This window comes from Granulimonas faecalis (genome assembly GCF_022834715.1).
GTDB lineage: Bacteria > Actinomycetota > Coriobacteriia > Coriobacteriales > Atopobiaceae > Granulimonas > Granulimonas faecalis.
In genome coordinates this window covers 295,196-309,486 of the sequence record NZ_BQKC01000001.1, presented here as the reverse complement: position 1 = coordinate 309,486, position 14,291 = coordinate 295,196, and the positions used below count along the sequence as shown (strand labels likewise).

11 protein-coding genes are annotated in these 14,291 nt (G+C 69.7%); 2 read left to right on the top strand and 9 right to left on the bottom strand.

Going from position 1 to position 14,291, the window contains the following annotated elements; all coding sequences use genetic code 11:
• Positions 1-21 precede the first annotated feature (21 nt).
• The gene (locus tag OR600_RS01430; RefSeq protein ID WP_265590504.1) at positions 22-1,374 is read left to right on the top strand and encodes a 2-hydroxyacyl-CoA dehydratase subunit D; all 1,353 of its coding nucleotides are present in this window, start codon (positions 22-24) and stop codon (positions 1,372-1,374) included.
• On the top strand, positions 1,371-3,188 hold the full coding sequence (locus OR600_RS01425; protein WP_265590503.1) for an acyl-CoA dehydratase activase: 1,818 nt from the start codon (positions 1,371-1,373) through the stop codon (positions 3,186-3,188). The genes OR600_RS01430 and OR600_RS01425 overlap by 4 nt, the downstream gene beginning before the upstream one ends.
• A 655-nt stretch (positions 3,189-3,843) precedes the next feature.
• On the opposite strand, the gene OR600_RS01420 is transcribed toward OR600_RS01425, so the two are convergent.
• From OR600_RS01420 to OR600_RS01380, 9 genes are all read right to left on the bottom strand, one after another.
• On the bottom strand, positions 3,844-5,493 hold the full coding sequence (locus OR600_RS01420; protein WP_265590502.1) for a hypothetical protein: 1,650 nt from the start codon (positions 5,491-5,493) through the stop codon (positions 3,844-3,846).
• Positions 5,490-6,227 carry an ABC transporter ATP-binding protein gene (locus OR600_RS01415; protein WP_204407748.1) on the bottom strand — a complete coding sequence of 246 codons (738 nt, stop codon included), beginning with the start codon at positions 6,225-6,227 and terminating at the stop codon, positions 5,490-5,492. Before OR600_RS01415 ends, OR600_RS01420 begins: the two co-directional genes overlap by 4 nt.
• Positions 6,228-6,395: 168 nt before the next feature.
• Complete coding sequence (locus OR600_RS01410) at positions 6,396-6,590, bottom strand: type II toxin-antitoxin system antitoxin (protein ID WP_135978947.1); 195 nt, start codon at positions 6,588-6,590, stop codon at positions 6,396-6,398.
• 6 nt (positions 6,591-6,596) lie between these two features.
• Positions 6,597-7,589, bottom strand: a complete 993-nt coding sequence (locus OR600_RS01405; protein WP_135978946.1) for an SPFH domain-containing protein — start codon at positions 7,587-7,589, stop codon at positions 6,597-6,599.
• 350 nt (positions 7,590-7,939) lie between these two features.
• Complete coding sequence (gene ilvC / locus OR600_RS01400; RefSeq protein WP_135978945.1) at positions 7,940-8,935, bottom strand: ketol-acid reductoisomerase; 996 nt, start codon at positions 8,933-8,935, stop codon at positions 7,940-7,942.
• A 93-nt stretch (positions 8,936-9,028) separates the two neighbouring features.
• The gene (gene ilvN / locus OR600_RS01395) at positions 9,029-9,514 is read right to left on the bottom strand and encodes an acetolactate synthase small subunit (RefSeq protein WP_135978944.1); all 486 of its coding nucleotides are present in this window, start codon (positions 9,512-9,514) and stop codon (positions 9,029-9,031) included.
• Positions 9,511-11,439: a biosynthetic-type acetolactate synthase large subunit gene (ilvB, locus tag OR600_RS01390; RefSeq protein ID WP_135978943.1), complete on the bottom strand. Its 1,929-nt coding sequence runs from the start codon at positions 11,437-11,439 to the stop codon at positions 9,511-9,513. The genes ilvN and ilvB overlap by 4 nt, the downstream gene beginning before the upstream one ends.
• A complete protein-coding gene (gene ilvD / locus OR600_RS01385) occupies positions 11,436-13,100 on the bottom strand; it encodes a dihydroxy-acid dehydratase (RefSeq protein ID WP_265590501.1) in 1,665 nt (554 codons plus the stop codon). Before ilvD ends, ilvB begins: the two co-directional genes overlap by 4 nt.
• 408 nt (positions 13,101-13,508) lie before the next feature.
• Positions 13,509-14,081: a GNAT family N-acetyltransferase gene (locus tag OR600_RS01380; RefSeq protein WP_204408262.1), complete on the bottom strand. Its 573-nt coding sequence runs from the start codon at positions 14,079-14,081 to the stop codon at positions 13,509-13,511.
• Positions 14,082-14,291 lie beyond the last annotated feature (210 nt).

Genomic DNA, 14,291 nt, shown 5'->3' with positions numbered 1-14,291 from the left:
GGCCGCGTACCAAGGAGGACCATGGCTCAAACCACCAAGAGCGACGACCAGAAGCTCGGGATCAAGATCCTGGACGCCTGGGCCGCCGCCATCGACGACGTCATGGAGGAGCGGCCCGACATCACCGGGTTCTGGCTCCTCAAGGCGTTCCAGGTCAAGCGCGCCCAGACGCGCTTCCTGCCCGACCGCTGGGCCCCCAGGTCCTCGCGCATGGCCGCACGCCATGCGCTGGACTCGGTGACCTGCGCCCTCGAGCACCCCGACCGCGTGGTGCTCACCTCGATCTTCATGCCCAACGAGATCTTCCAGTGCCTGGGCCTCTACCCCCTCATCGCCGAGGCGGCCGCGAACTTCGTGGCGGGGGCCCACGCCGAGAGCGCGTTCATCGAGAGTGCCGAGAAGAGCGGCATCCCCGAGACCTACTGTTCCTTCCACAAGGTACTGCTCGGCGGCGCCCTCGCCGGCGTGCTGGCGCCCCCGCGCCTCATCGCCAACTGCTCGGTGGCCTGCGACGCCAACAACCTGTCGTTTCGGCTCCTCGCGGACCGCTACGGCTGCCCCCAGAGCTACATCGACGTGCCGGCCGAGTACACCGAGGAGGGCTGCGCCTACGTGGCCGACCAGCTCCGCGACCTCGAGGCCCGGCTCTGCGAGGTCTACGGCGGATCGGTGGACGGCGACGAGCTCCGCGCCCGCGTGGCCCGCTCCCAGCGCACGCTCGACACCCTCGTGGGCACGCTCCCGCTCCGCCGCGGGCGGTTCGTCCGCAACAATATGGGCCTCGAGATGCAGTACGCCCTCGTGCTCCACACCATGCTGGGCACCGAGGTGGCCGAGGACATGGTGGACGCCCTGGCGGCCGACCTCGCGGCGGCCGAGCCCTACGACGGCATCGACCTCGTGTGGAGCGCCACGGCGCCGTTCTTCTCGGTGCCGCTCCAAAAGCTGATCGACGTGAACACCGACCAGCAGGTCATCGCCAGCGACATGTGCTTCGACCAGCCCAGCCTCGACGGCTGGCACCACGACGGCGCCCACGAGCCCTACCTGGCCATGGCCGAGCGCCTCATCCGCAACTCCTACAACGGCCCGGCGTCTCGCCGCGTGGAGCGCATGCGCGAGCTCTGCGAGCGCACCGGGGCCGACGGCGCCGTGGTGTTCTGCCACTGGGGCTGCAAGGAGACCATGGGCTGCTCGCAGCTCATGCGCCGCACCCTGGAGGCCGACGGCTACCCGTGCCTGTCCCTGGACGGCGACGGCTGCAACCGCGGCAAGTTCCCCGGCGGCCAGGCCGCCACGCGTCTGGGGGCGTTCCTCGAGATGCTCCACAAGCGCCGGGACCACGGCACGCCCGCGAGAAGGACGGTGGCGTGAGCCCGCGCCGCGCGGCCGTGCCGCGCCCCACGCCGGTGGACACCCCGGGCGCCCGTGACGAGGCCCCCGAGTCGGTGCGCACGCGCGCCCTCGACCGGGCGCCCGTGGTCCACTACGCCTGCAAGTACGCCCCGGTGGAGCTGCTCGCCGGCTACGGGGCCGCCTGCGAGCCGGTGACCTACGAGGCCGACAGCTTCGAGGAGGCCGACCGCCTCGCCCACCCCAACCTGTGCGGGTTCGGCAAGTCGCTCATCTCCTACGCCCTGCGCGACGACGTCCGCGCCCTCGTGCTCACAAGCTGCTGCGACGTCATGCGCCGCATCTACGACGTGCTCGAGGCCGAGCAGTGCCTGGACTTCCTGTTCCTCGTGGACCTGCCGCACCTCACGGGCCCGGCCGAGCGGCACCGCCTGGAGGCGGAGCTCCGCCGGCTGGCATCGGCCTGGGAGGGCTTCACGGGCGCGAGCTTCGACGTGGGTCGCGCCCTCGCGTCGTTCGAGCCGCCGGTGGCGCGCCAGGACGCCCGCGTGACCCTGCTGGGCGCCCACGGGCCCGACTCGCTCCTCGAGGCGGCCGCAGAGGCCTTCGACGTGCCGGTGGAGAACCTCACCTGCACCGGCGGCCGCCGTGTGGCCTCTCCCCCGGCCCGCCTGGGCCGCGTGCCCCAGCAGCGCCCGTGCCACGAGGCCTGCGACGCCCAGGCGCCCGGCCCCGACCCCATGGACTCCTTCGTGCAGTGGTACGCCGGTGCCCTGCTCGACCAGGTGCCGTGCCTGCGCATGGCCGACGTCGAGCGGCGCTCCGAGCAGATCGGCACCGCGGGACAGCGCGGCATCGTGTACCACACGATGAAGTTCTGCGACTACTACGGCTTCGAGTACCTGTCCGTCTCGGCCGACTCCCCCGTCCCCATGCTCAAGGTGGAGACGGACGGCACGCGTCAGAGCGCGGGCCAGCTCAGCACCAGGCTCAAGGCCTTCGACGAAACGTTGGTGGGTATGACAGACCAGATGAGGTTCTCGGCCGGCAACGGCCCCGTGTACGTGATGGGCGTGGACTCCGGGTCCACCTCGACCGACGCCGTGGTGGTGGACGGCGAGGGCACCGTGGTGGCCAGCGTCATCCTGCCCACCGGCTCCAAGGCCACCGAGAGCGCCCGCAAGGCCATCGATCAGGTGCTCGAGAAGGCCGGCATCTCCCGCGACCAGGTGACGCTCGCCGTGGCCACGGGCTACGGCCGCGACTCCATCCCCGACATGGACACCTCCATCACCGAGATCACCTGCCATGCCCGGGGCGCCCATGCCCTGGCCCCCGAGGCCATGACCATCGTGGACATCGGTGGCCAGGACTCCAAGGTCATCAAGCTCGACCGTGACGGCGGCGTGGTGAACTTCGTCATGAACGACAAGTGCGCCGCCGGCACGGGCCGGTTCCTCGAGATGATGGCCCGCACCATGGAGCTGCCCCTCGACGAGTTCTGCCGCCAGGGCCTCGAGTGGAAGAAGGACGTGAAGATCAGCTCCATGTGCACCGTGTTCGCCGAGAGCGAGGTGGTCTCCCTCGTGGCCGACGACACGCCGGTGCCCGACATCATCCACGGCCTCGACCAGTCGGTCGCCAGCAAGATCCGCAGCCTGGCCAAGCGGGTGAAGGCAGAGCCGCCCTACCTCATGACCGGCGGCGTCGCCAACAACGAGGGCGTTGTGGCCGCCATCGGCGAGGCCCTGGGGGCGCCGGTGACCACGAGCGAGGACTCCCAGCTCTGCGGCGCCCTGGGTGCGGCCCTGCTGGGCCTGGAGGCCCTGGACTGAGCCGCCACCGGCGCGCGTGACAGCGGTGCCTGGCCCATCTGTCACTTCGCCTATTGAACAGTCGATCAAAGGGGTCGAGGGGCCGCACGCCTCCTGACCCCTTTCCATGCCGCGGCGACACGGACGACGCGCCACGGTGGCGCGCTTATCGGCCCCAATGGCTTCCCGACCGAGTCACGGCGGCGCGGCGGGCTCGTCACTCATGCCAGAGGGAGCGGCAGGACGGCCGGTTATGGCGGGTGCCTCGGCCGGACATGACGCGCCACAGGGGACACCGGATGCATACCGAGGGTTAGAGGGCAGAAAAAAGACGATAATCCTTAAAATGGGGAGCGACCGAATTTCAGCGGGGCATGGGAGTACCGATCGCGGAGGCCGTGGCGCCAAAGGCGGGCGATCACCCGCGAGCGCAGCGACGTCAGGCGCGCCAGAAACGGGTGACGCCGACGCGTCGAACTCCACTCCGAACGGTAACGACCCATGGCACCCCCAATCTCTTTCAGACTCTTTCTAACAAATAATCGTAGATGATGCATCGATGGTTGTCGAGGTCTTTACCACAGGTGGCGGTTTTTCATCCACAAGACACCCCGAGGGTGCATAAAAGAAGCCCCGGCGCACCAGAGGGCACACCGGGGCCTGAAAAACCATCCAGCTACAACCGCTCCCGGGGCACCGGCCGACGGCACGACGCCCAAAAGAGCAGGGAGCCCACGACCGCAAAGACCGCCGCAACGACGAGGCTGGCCATGGCGGCCCCTCCGTCGGGCCACCCCAGAAGCAAGGGACCGGCGACCACAAGGCCCGCCATGATGATGCAGGCCACCATCGACACCACCACCGAGACCGTGATGGGCAGGCCCCGTTTGGCCAGGGCCGCAGGGCTCGTCCACTGGAAGTCGGGCCTGCGGCCGTCGAGGAACAGGCCGATGTTAGCCGTGAGCCAGAACGTGGCGCAGGGGACCGCCAGGCTGAGGACCGAGGCGGTCCAAGGGAGCCCCGCCACGGCCACGAGCACGGCCGACACCGCCGAGGCACCCAGGCATGCGACGGCCCACGGGACCACCTTGGACGCCATGAGAACGGGCACCGGCACGGGCAGCGTCTCCATGATCCACGAGCAGCGCCCCTCGAGGGAGACCGAGACCGCCGGCACCGGCGCCATGGAGGCGCAGAACGCAAGGGCCCACGGCACAGCCGCCGCCATGACAGGCCCCATCTCGCCATGGAAGGAGGCGGGGATGTCGAGGGCGCCCATGACGCCCTCGAGGCCCACCGCGGCCACGGCCCCGGCCAGCACCACCATCAGCAGGAGGCCGAGCAGGTCGTTGACCACCACCGACGTGGTGTCGAAGACCTGGCCCACCTCCTTGCGGCAGAGGGCGGCGAAGGCGCTCCGGGCAGCCCCAACCCGGGCGGCCCTCCGCGGGCCGGACACGGAGGCGAGGGCTGCCATGGTGCGGCGGTAGGTGCGGGCCACCACCTCGAGACAGAGGGCCCCCACGGCCACACAGACCGCGCAGAATAGCACGAGGGGCACCACCCCCGCCGCCTCCGGGGACACCCACGCGGAGCGGAGCAGGGCGGCCGGGGGCCACGCGGCGCAGATGCCGTCCGTAGCAGCGGCCAGGACCCCGGCCACGGCCTGGACCTCACCCTCCCCCGAGATGGAGGGGGACGACCCCACCAGAGCGAAGTAGGCCACCATGAACACCAGGGCGAGCGCCACCATGAAGACGGTGTAGACCGCCTTGGCGTGGGTCAGACGGGCCGTGGCCATGGTCACGGCGGCGGCCACGAGCACCGCCACCCCCGTGCCGGGCAGGGAGGCAAGGGCCACGCAGGCCACGAGGGCCAGCACCTTTACCGCCGTGGGGCCCACCCCGAAAGAGGCGCCCAAGGCCATGGCGGCGATGCCCATGGGCAGGGCCACGAGGGCGGTCATGGCCACGTTGGCCAGGACCAGGGAGGCGGTCCGCGCGGCCACCTGGACGCGCTCGGGAATGGGCCAGCTCATCATGAGGCCGTAGTCGCCGGCCTCATAGAGCAGGCCCGAGGCCTTGTAGAGGGTGAAGGCCACGCCCGCCACGGTGCCCACCGCCACGCAGAAGACGGGCACCGCCCCGTCCGCGCCCATGATCTCCAGGCCCATGCCCAGAAACGCCGAGTAGGTGGCCAGCAGCACGGCCAGCACCCCGTAGGCCAGGCCCACGAGCACCCTGACGCCGCAGCCCCGGTCCTGCCGGGAGACGGATGAGACGAGGCAGCGGAGCTGCACCGACACCACCCGGGCAAACAGCCTCATCGCCCCTCCCCCGCGCCGTCGGCCATGACGTCCATGAAGACGTCCTCGAGGGTCTCGTCGCCCATCACGGCCTCGATGGGGCCCTGGGCCCGCACCGCGCCGCCGCGCACGATGGCCACGGTGTCGCAGAGCCGCTCCACCACCTCGAGCACGTGGGACGAGAAGAGCACGGCGCCGCCGCCGTCGGCGTGCTCGCGGAGCATGGCCCTGAGGGTGCGGGTCGCCACCGGGTCGAGGCCCACGAAGGGCTCGTCGAGGACGAGGAGGGCCGGCCTGTGGACGAAGGCGCCCATGAGCACCAGCTTCTGCTGCATGCCGTGGCTGTAGGAGGAGGCCTTGGAGCCCAGGGCGTCGGCCATGGCCAGGCGGTCGGCCAGCCCCCCGATGCGTCCGGCCCGCTCCGGGGCGGGGACCCCGAAGACGTCGCAGACGTAGTCGAGGTACCCCATGCCGGTCATGAAGCCGTAGACCGAGGGCGTGTCGGGGACGAAGGCGAGGCCGGCCTTGGCGGCGACGGGGTCGGACGCCACGTCGTGGCCGCAGACGGCGATGGACCCGCCGTCGAAGCCCTGGATGCCCACGACGGAGGAGATGAGCGTGGTCTTGCCGGCGCCGTTGGGGCCCACGAGGCCCAGGATCTGGCCGGAGTCGACCTCGAGGGAGTAGCCGTTCGCGGCCACCTTGGCCCCGTAGGTCTTGGTGAAGTCACGGACTTCGAGAATCGGCTGGGACACGGAACACCTTCCTTCTTGATCGGGCTGCGCCGCCCTCCGGCGCCACGGCCGGGCACCCCTGCAAACGGAGGGGCATGCCCGGCTCCCCACGGTAGCCCCGCGGAGAGTGGGATTGGGAATTATTCAGGAGCAGGAAAAGAACCTGTCATACCGGGCCGGCCGTCCGGGCTAGCTCCCTTCGGCCGCGCCGCCGTCGGGCCTGTCGCCCGGGCGGTCCTTCGGCAGCCGTCCCGCGCGGCGCAGGGCGTCGCGCAAGATCCACTCCACCTGTCCGTTCGCACTGCGCATCTCGTCGTCGGCCCACTTCTGGACCGCCGCCCACACCTCCGGGTCCACGCGCAGGGGGTACTGCTTTCTGGCCATGGGGTGTCAGTAGAGCGATCCGGTGTTGACCACGGGATGGGCCTCGGAGTCACCGCAGAGCACCACCATGAGGTTGGAGGCCATGGTGGCGCGGCGCTCGTCGTCGAGGTCCACCGCCCCTCCGCGGGCCAGCTCGTTGACGGCCATCTCCACCATGCCCACGGCGCCCTCCACGATCTTGCGGCGGGCGGCGATGACGGCCTCGGCCTGCTGGCGCCGCAGCATCGCCTGGGCGATCTCGGAGGCGTAGGCCAGGTGGGTGAGCCTGGCGTCGTCCACCACCACGCCCGCGGGCTCGAGACGGCAGGAGAGCTCCTCGCGGAGGGCCGCCGAGACCTCCTCGACGTTGGAGCGCAGGGTGATGACGTCGGAGGAGTCGGAGGAGTCGCCCGCATGGTCGTAGGGGTAGATGCTCGCCACGTGGCGCAGGGCCGTCTCGGCCTGCATGGCCACGTAGCTGGGGTAGTCGTCCACGTCGAACAGGGCCTTGGCCGTGTCCTCCACGTGCCACACCACGACGTCGGCGATCTCGATGGGGTTGCCCACCTTGTCGTTGACCTTGAGGCGCTCGCCGTTGAGGGTGCGGGCGCGCACGCTCACCTTGGTGGAGAGGCCTTCGGACAACGAGACGCTTTTGTCGTCGTCCGAAGCGACCTTGACCACCTCTGCTGCCGAGATGTTGGAGTCGAGACGGCGGCTGTAGAAGGGGTTGGCCCAATGGAACCCCTCGGAGCGCACCGTGCCCACGTAATGGCCGAACAGCACGCACACCCGGGCCTGGCCGGGCTGCACGGTGAAGAATCCCCCGGCGAGCACGGCAATGACAAGGGTGAGGAGGATGGCTCCGACAAGCATAAAGACGGGAACTATGGACTCGGTCTCTTCGACGAGGCCGGGAATGGCTACGGCATAGAGGGCGGCGTCGCCAAGGACGAGGAGGGCCACTGGGCCAAGCATCGGCCATCCAGACAGGGCCGTGGCCTTCTTCTCAACGGTCATGGAGGGTCTCCTTTCGAGGTCGCGGCCCCACTGGCCGCTGACTGAAGTCATTGTGATATCACATTGGTCTCTCGTCAAGAAGGGACTCACCGTGCCGAAGCGTTGCCTGGCGAGACGGCACCTTGTCGAGAACCGAACAATGGTGCCCGACCCGGACAGCCGCACCTCCCGTGCTCCTTATCAATCTCTTATCGTGAATGGAAAAGCGCCCATACCGGATAAAAATGCCGGTACAGGCGCTTGTGGTGCATATTGTCGGGAAAATGCTCCTTTGATAAGGAGCGCGACCGGCAGGGGGATCGTGCTTGGCCGCCGGGTCCGAGCACTGCCACCAGGGCCGCCGCAACCTCCTACTTCTTGATCCAGCTGAACATGGAGCGGATGGACTCGCCGGTCTCCTCGATGGGGTGGCTGTTGATGGCCTCGCGCTGCTCGAGCAGCCAGCGGTGGCCGTCGTTGCAGTCGGCCACAAACTCCTCGGCGAAGGAGCCGTCCTGGATGCGGGCGAGGATCTGGCGCATGGCGGCGCGGCTCTCCTCGTTGATCACTTTGGGACCGGCGTAGTACTCGCCGTACTCCGCGGTATTGGAGATGGAGTAGTTCATGAAGTGGATGCCGCTCTCGTACATGAGGTCCACGATCATCTTCATCTCGTGGTAGACCTCGAAGTACGCCAGCTCGGGCGGGTATCCGGCCTCGGTCAGGGTCTCGAAGCCCGCCTTCACGAGCTCCACGAGGCCGCCGCAGAGCACGGCCTGCTCGCCGAAGAGGTCCTCCTCGGTCTCGTCCTTGAAGGTGGACTTGATGATGCCGGAGCGGGCGCCGCCCACGCCCCAACAGTAGGACAGGGCGATGTCCCATGCGTCGCCGGTGGCGTCCTGGTAGACGCAGGCGAGGTCGGGCACGCCGGAGCCCTCGGTATACTGGCGGCGCACGATGTGGCCGGGGCCCTTGGGGGCGCACATGATGACGTTCACGTCCTCGGGGGCCTTGATGTAGCCGTAGTGGATGTTGAAGCCGTGGGCGAAGGCCAGGGTGTCGCCGGGCTTGAGGTTGGGTGCCACGTACCTCTCGTAGACCGCGGGCTGGGTCTCGTCGGGGGTGAGGATCATGACGACATCGGCCTCTTTGACGGCCTGGTCCATGGGCACGACCTTGAGGCCGGCCTCCTCGGCGGCCTGGGCGCTGGAGGAACCCTCGCGCAGGCCCACGCGGACATCCACACCGGAGTCCATGAGGTTGAGGGCGTGGGCGTGGCCCTGGGAACCGTAGCCCAGGACGGCGACCTTCTTGCCCCGGATGACGTTGGGGTCGCAGTCGTTCTCGTAGCAGATGGTGACGGCCATGTTCTCTCCTTTGTGCTTCTGGTGACACGTTCTCCGCCCGGCCGGGCGGGTTGAACCGGTTGGGACGCCCCTGCCGTGCCGGGGCTCGGGGGGTCAGGCGTCGCGGGAGCCGCGAGTCTGGGCCACCTTGCCTGTACGGGTGAGCTGCTTGATGCCGTAGGCGCGGAACAGGTCCTCCATGGCGTCGAGCTTGCTGGCAGTGCCCGTGGCCTCGATGGTGAGAGTGGCGTGGCCCACGTCGACGACGTTGGCCCTGAAGACGTTGGCTATCTCGATGACCTCGTGGCGGCGCTCGGGTGGCGCCTGCACCTTGAAGAGCACCAGCTCGCGCTCCACGGCCCCCTCAAAGGTGAGGTCGGAGATCTTGAAGACGCTCACGAGCTTGTGGAGCTGCTTGGTTATCTGCTCGAAGCCCACCTCGTCGGCCTCCACGATGACGGTCATGCGGGAGAGCGACTCGTCCTCGGTGGGGGCCACCGACAGGGACTCGATGTTGAAGCCGCGGCGGCTGAACAGGCCGGTGATCCGCGACAGCACACCGGGCTTGTTCTCCACCAGGATGGACAGCAGGTAGTTCATGAGACCTCATCCCCTCTCACCCGGTCATCGTCGTCGGACACCGGCGGGTGGCCGGCGGCCCCGAAGCCCTTCTCGCTCACCCGTACGCCGCCCAGGGTCACGTCGAGGGCGCCGATGATGTCGTCGATGGGGGCGCCGGGGGCCACCATGGGGTAGACGGTCTGGTCGGCCGGGATCTGGACGTCCAGGAGGTAGGGGCCGTCGGCGGCGAGCATGGCGTCGAGGGCGTCGGAAACCTCCTCGGGGCGGGAGATGCGGGCGGCCTCCCAGCCGTAGGCGTCGGCGAGCTTCACGAAGTCGGGCACGGCGTCGAGCTCGGTGAACGAGTAGCGGCGGTCGTAGAAGAGGGTCTGCCACTGGTGCACCATGCCGAGGGCGCGGTTGTTGACGATGAGCACCTTCACCGGCACGCGGTTGGCCGCGGCCGTGGCCATCTCCTGGCTGTTCATCTGGAACGAGCCGTCGCCGGCCACACACACCACCTCGTCCTCGGGGCAGCCCAGCTTGGCGCCGATGGCCGCGGGGAACCCGAAGCCCATGGTGCCGAGGCCGCCGGACGAGATGAACGTGCGGGCGTGCTCGCGGTGGATGTTCTGGAGGGCCCACATCTGGTGCTGACCCACCTCGGTGGTCACGATGGAGCGCTCGGGGTCGAGCTTGTCGGAGAGCTGGCCGAGCAGCACCTCCGGCGCGATCTTGTCAGGGAAGTCCGCGAAGTCCGAGGTGTAGAAGGGCCAGCGCTCCCGCCAGCCGAAGACCTCGCGGCACCAGGCCTCGCCCACGGGCTCGGCGCCGGTCTCGTCGAGGCGCCGGTTGACGGCGGCCAGCACGGTCTTGACGTCGCCCACAATGGGAACGTCGGGGTTCACGATCTTGCCGATCTCGGCCGGGTCGATGTCGATGTGCACGATCTTGGCGTGGGGCGCGAACTCCGAGACCTTGCCGGTCATGCGGTCGGAGAAGCGCGCGCCGCAGGCGATGAGCAGGTCGCACTCCATGACGGCCATGTTGGCGTACTTGGAGCCGTGCATGCCCACGGGCCCCAGGTTGAGCGGGTTGGAGCAGCGCATGGCGCCCTTGCCCATGAGCGACGTGATGACGGGTATCCGCATCTTCTCGGCCAGCTCCGTGAGCTCCTGGCACGCGTGGCTGGCCACCACGCCGCCACCGGCGTAGAGCAGCGGCCGCTTGGCGGAGCGGATGAGCTCGGCGCAGGAGCGCACCTGCTTGGCGTTGCCCCGGTAGGTGGGGCGGTAGCTGGGCAGGTTCACGGAGTCAGGGTAGTGGAAGACCATCTCGGCGCCGGAGAGGTCGCTCGGGACGTCGATGAGCACGGGGCCCGGGCGGCCGGTGGAGGCGATGTAGAAGGCCTCGCGGAACGTGCGGGTGAGGTCGTCGGTGGACTGCAGCAGGAAGCTGTGCTTGACGATGGGCATGGTGATGCCCACGATGTCGGACTCCTGGAAGGCGTCCGTGCCGATGACGCCGCGGGTCACCTGGCCCGTGATGACCACCAGGGGGATGGAGTCCATGTAGGCGGTGGCGATGCCCGTGACGGTGTTGGTGGCGCCCGGGCCGCTTGTGACGAGCACCACGCCCACCTTGCCCGTGGCGCGGGCGTAGCCGTCGGCCATGTGGGTGGCGGCCTGCTCGTGACGGGCGAGGACGTGGCGGATCTTAGGTGAGTCGTAGAGGGCGTCGTAGATCTTGATGGCCTGGCCGCCCGGGTAGCCAAAGATCGTGTCCACGCCCTCGGCCTCGAGGCTGGCGATGATGGCCTGGGCGCCGGTCATGGTCCTACCCTCGTGCTCCGTGCGGCTTCCGGGGCCGAAGGGGCGGCCCTCGATGGCCCGGGCACGACGGGCGACCTTGTCGGCGACGGTGTTGGACCCAGCCTGAGCCGGGATACGGTCCTGGTCTCTCATGACAGGTAGGCCCCCTTGTCTGCACTGGTGACGAGCCTGGCGTAGCGGGAGAGGACGCCGGTGGTGTACTTGGGCGCTGGAGGCTCCCAAGCGGCGCGGCGGCGACCGAGCTCCTCCGGCGCGACCTCGAGCTCGATGGTGCCGGCGTCGATGTCGATGGCGACGGTGTCGCCCTCCTCCACGAGGGCGATGGGGCCGCCGGCCGCGGCCTCGGGGCTCACGTGGCCGATGGCCGGGCCCTTGGTGGCGCCGGAGAAGCGGCCGTCGGTGACGAGGGCCACGGAGCGGTCGAGTCCCATGCCGCAGATGGCCGACGTGGGGGTGAGCATCTCGCGCATGCCAGGGCCGCCCGAGGGGCCCTCGTAGCGGATGACCACGACGTCGCCGGGGCGGATGCGGCCGCCGAAGATGGCCTCGCAGGCCTCCTCCTCGCTCTCGAAGACCCGGGCCGGACCGCGGTGGCGGCGCATCTCGGGCGCCACCGCGCTCTTCTTGACCACGCCGCAGTCGGGGGCGAGGCTGCCACGGAGCACCTTGAGGCCACCGTCCGGCGAGTAGGCCTCCGACACCGGGCGCACGATGTCGCCGTCGGGCTCCGAGCACCCCTCGACCCACTCGCCCACCGTGCCGTGGCAGGTACGGGCCGAGAGGTCGAGGTGGCCGGTGCGGCCGAGCTCGCCCACGATGGCGGAGACGCCGCCCACGGCGTCGAGGTCCTCGATGTGCCGGGGGCCGGCCGGGGCGATGCGCACGATGTTGGGGGTGGCGGCCGAGACCTCGTCCCACTCGTCCATGGTCACCGGGCAGCCGGCGGCCTGGGCGATGGCGGTGAGGTGCAGCATGGTGTTGGTGGAGCCGCCAAAGGCCATGTCGAGGGCCATGCCGTTGCGGATGGCCCGGGAGTCGACGATGTCCAGGGCGGTGACGCCCTGCTCGAGGAGCTCCATGACCTTCATGCCGGCGCGCTTGGCCAGGCGGATGCGCTCGGAGAAGACCGCGGGCACCGTGCCGTTGCCGGGCAGGGCGATGCCGAGGGCCTCGGCCAGGCAGCAGATGGAGTTGGCGGTGAACATGCCGGAGCAGCTGCCGCAGGTGGGGCAGGCGGTCTCCTCCAGGCGAGCGCACTGCTCCACGGTCATGGTGCCGGCGGTGACCTGGCCCACGGCGTCGAAGAGGCTGTTGAGGTCGGTCTGGCAGCCGTCGGCGCCGCGGCCCGCAAGCATGGGGCCGCCGGAGACGAGCACGGTGGGGATGTCCAGGCGGCAGGCGGCGATGAGCATACCCGGCACGATCTTGTCGCAGCTGGGGATCAGCACCATGGCGTCGAACCGGTGCCCCTGCACGGCGCACTCCACGGAGTCGGCAATGACCTCGCGGCTGGTGAGCGAGTAGCGCATGCCCTCGTGGTTCATGGCGATGCCGTCGCACACGCCGATGGTGTTGACCTGCAGCGGCGTGCCGCCGGCCATGCGGACGCCGGCCTTGACGGCGTCGGCGACGGACTGGAGGTGGATGTGGCCGGGAATGACCTCGTTCTGGGCCGAGACGACCGCCACGAGCGGGCGCTCGAGCTCCTCGTCTGTGAGACCGTCGGCTTTGAGGAGGCTGCGGTGCGGTGCGCGGGCCAGCCCCTTCTTGACGGCGTCGCTGCGTAGTTTCATGGTCCCTCGCTTCTCTCTCGGACGTGGGCCAAGAGCTGCGCGAGGGCGCGGGCGCCCACAGGCCCGGTGTCGGTGGGCCGCCGGCCGCGGGGCTCGTCCCGCCGGGACCGGGGGTCGCCCGGTCTGGCGGAATGCCGCACCGCAGCTGCTCGGGGGTGTTTCGGGGCCGTCCCATCCGGGGTGTGGCTGGGGTGGGCCCGTACTCGTCCCGTCCTCGCATCGCTCAGTGAGGGACACGGTATCTTATTAGATTGATTTCAGAGGAAGCGGAAACCAATCCGTCACAGACCGGGCCCTCGCCGCGGGCCCCGTCCCACCACCCGGACACTTTTGTCCCATCAGTCGGACACTTTTGTCCCAACATCAATCGAGCAATAGGCGAAGTGACAGATGGGCCAGGCACCGCTGTCACAGGCGGGCGCCGTGGGCCTCGGCCGCCTTCCTCGCGCGGGCCCAGCGGGCCTTGGCCTCTCCCTCGGCGACGTTGCCCCATGCCCGCTCCCAGGGCCTGAAGCCCAGGCTCTCGTAGAGGACCACCGCCGGCCAGGACTGGGCCTGCGTGGAGAGCTGCACGGGCCGTCCGTCGGCCGCCGCCAGCGCCGCCCGGCACACGGTGCGCGAGAGCCCACGGCGCTGGTGTCCCTCTGCCGTCATGACCCAGTGCATCCGCAGCGGCGCGGCCTCGGGGTACTTGCCGGCGCAAAGGGTGCAGGTGGCCGCCAGATCCCCCTCGGGGCCCAGGACAAAGAAGTGGCGCGCCGCGACGTCGGGGGCCTGCAGCTCCCGCCACTTGCCTCGGGCCTCCTCAAGCGAGAACGGAAACCCGAGCGACGTCATGAGGGCCGCCCACTCCTCCCCCATCGATCCGGGCTCATCGGCCCAGCGGTACCCCTCCGGCAGGCCCGGCGCGGGACCGACGGCAGGCCGGGGGCAGACCATGAGCAGGTCCTCGTAGGGGATGGCGTCGTCGAGCTTGGTCATGGGTCGTCTCCTCCTCACCGGGGGCCACCGGCCCCTCTCTCAGTCGCCGGTCGCCGACCGGCCCCTCTCCTGGCACCTGAACGCGGCTGGGGGCGACCTCGGGAGCTCCTCGGCACCGGAATCCGTCCTCATCCGCGTTCAGGTGCGCCGAATCCGCCCCTAGACGCGTTCAGGTGCCGAGAAGGTCGCCCTCATCCGCGTTCAGGTGCA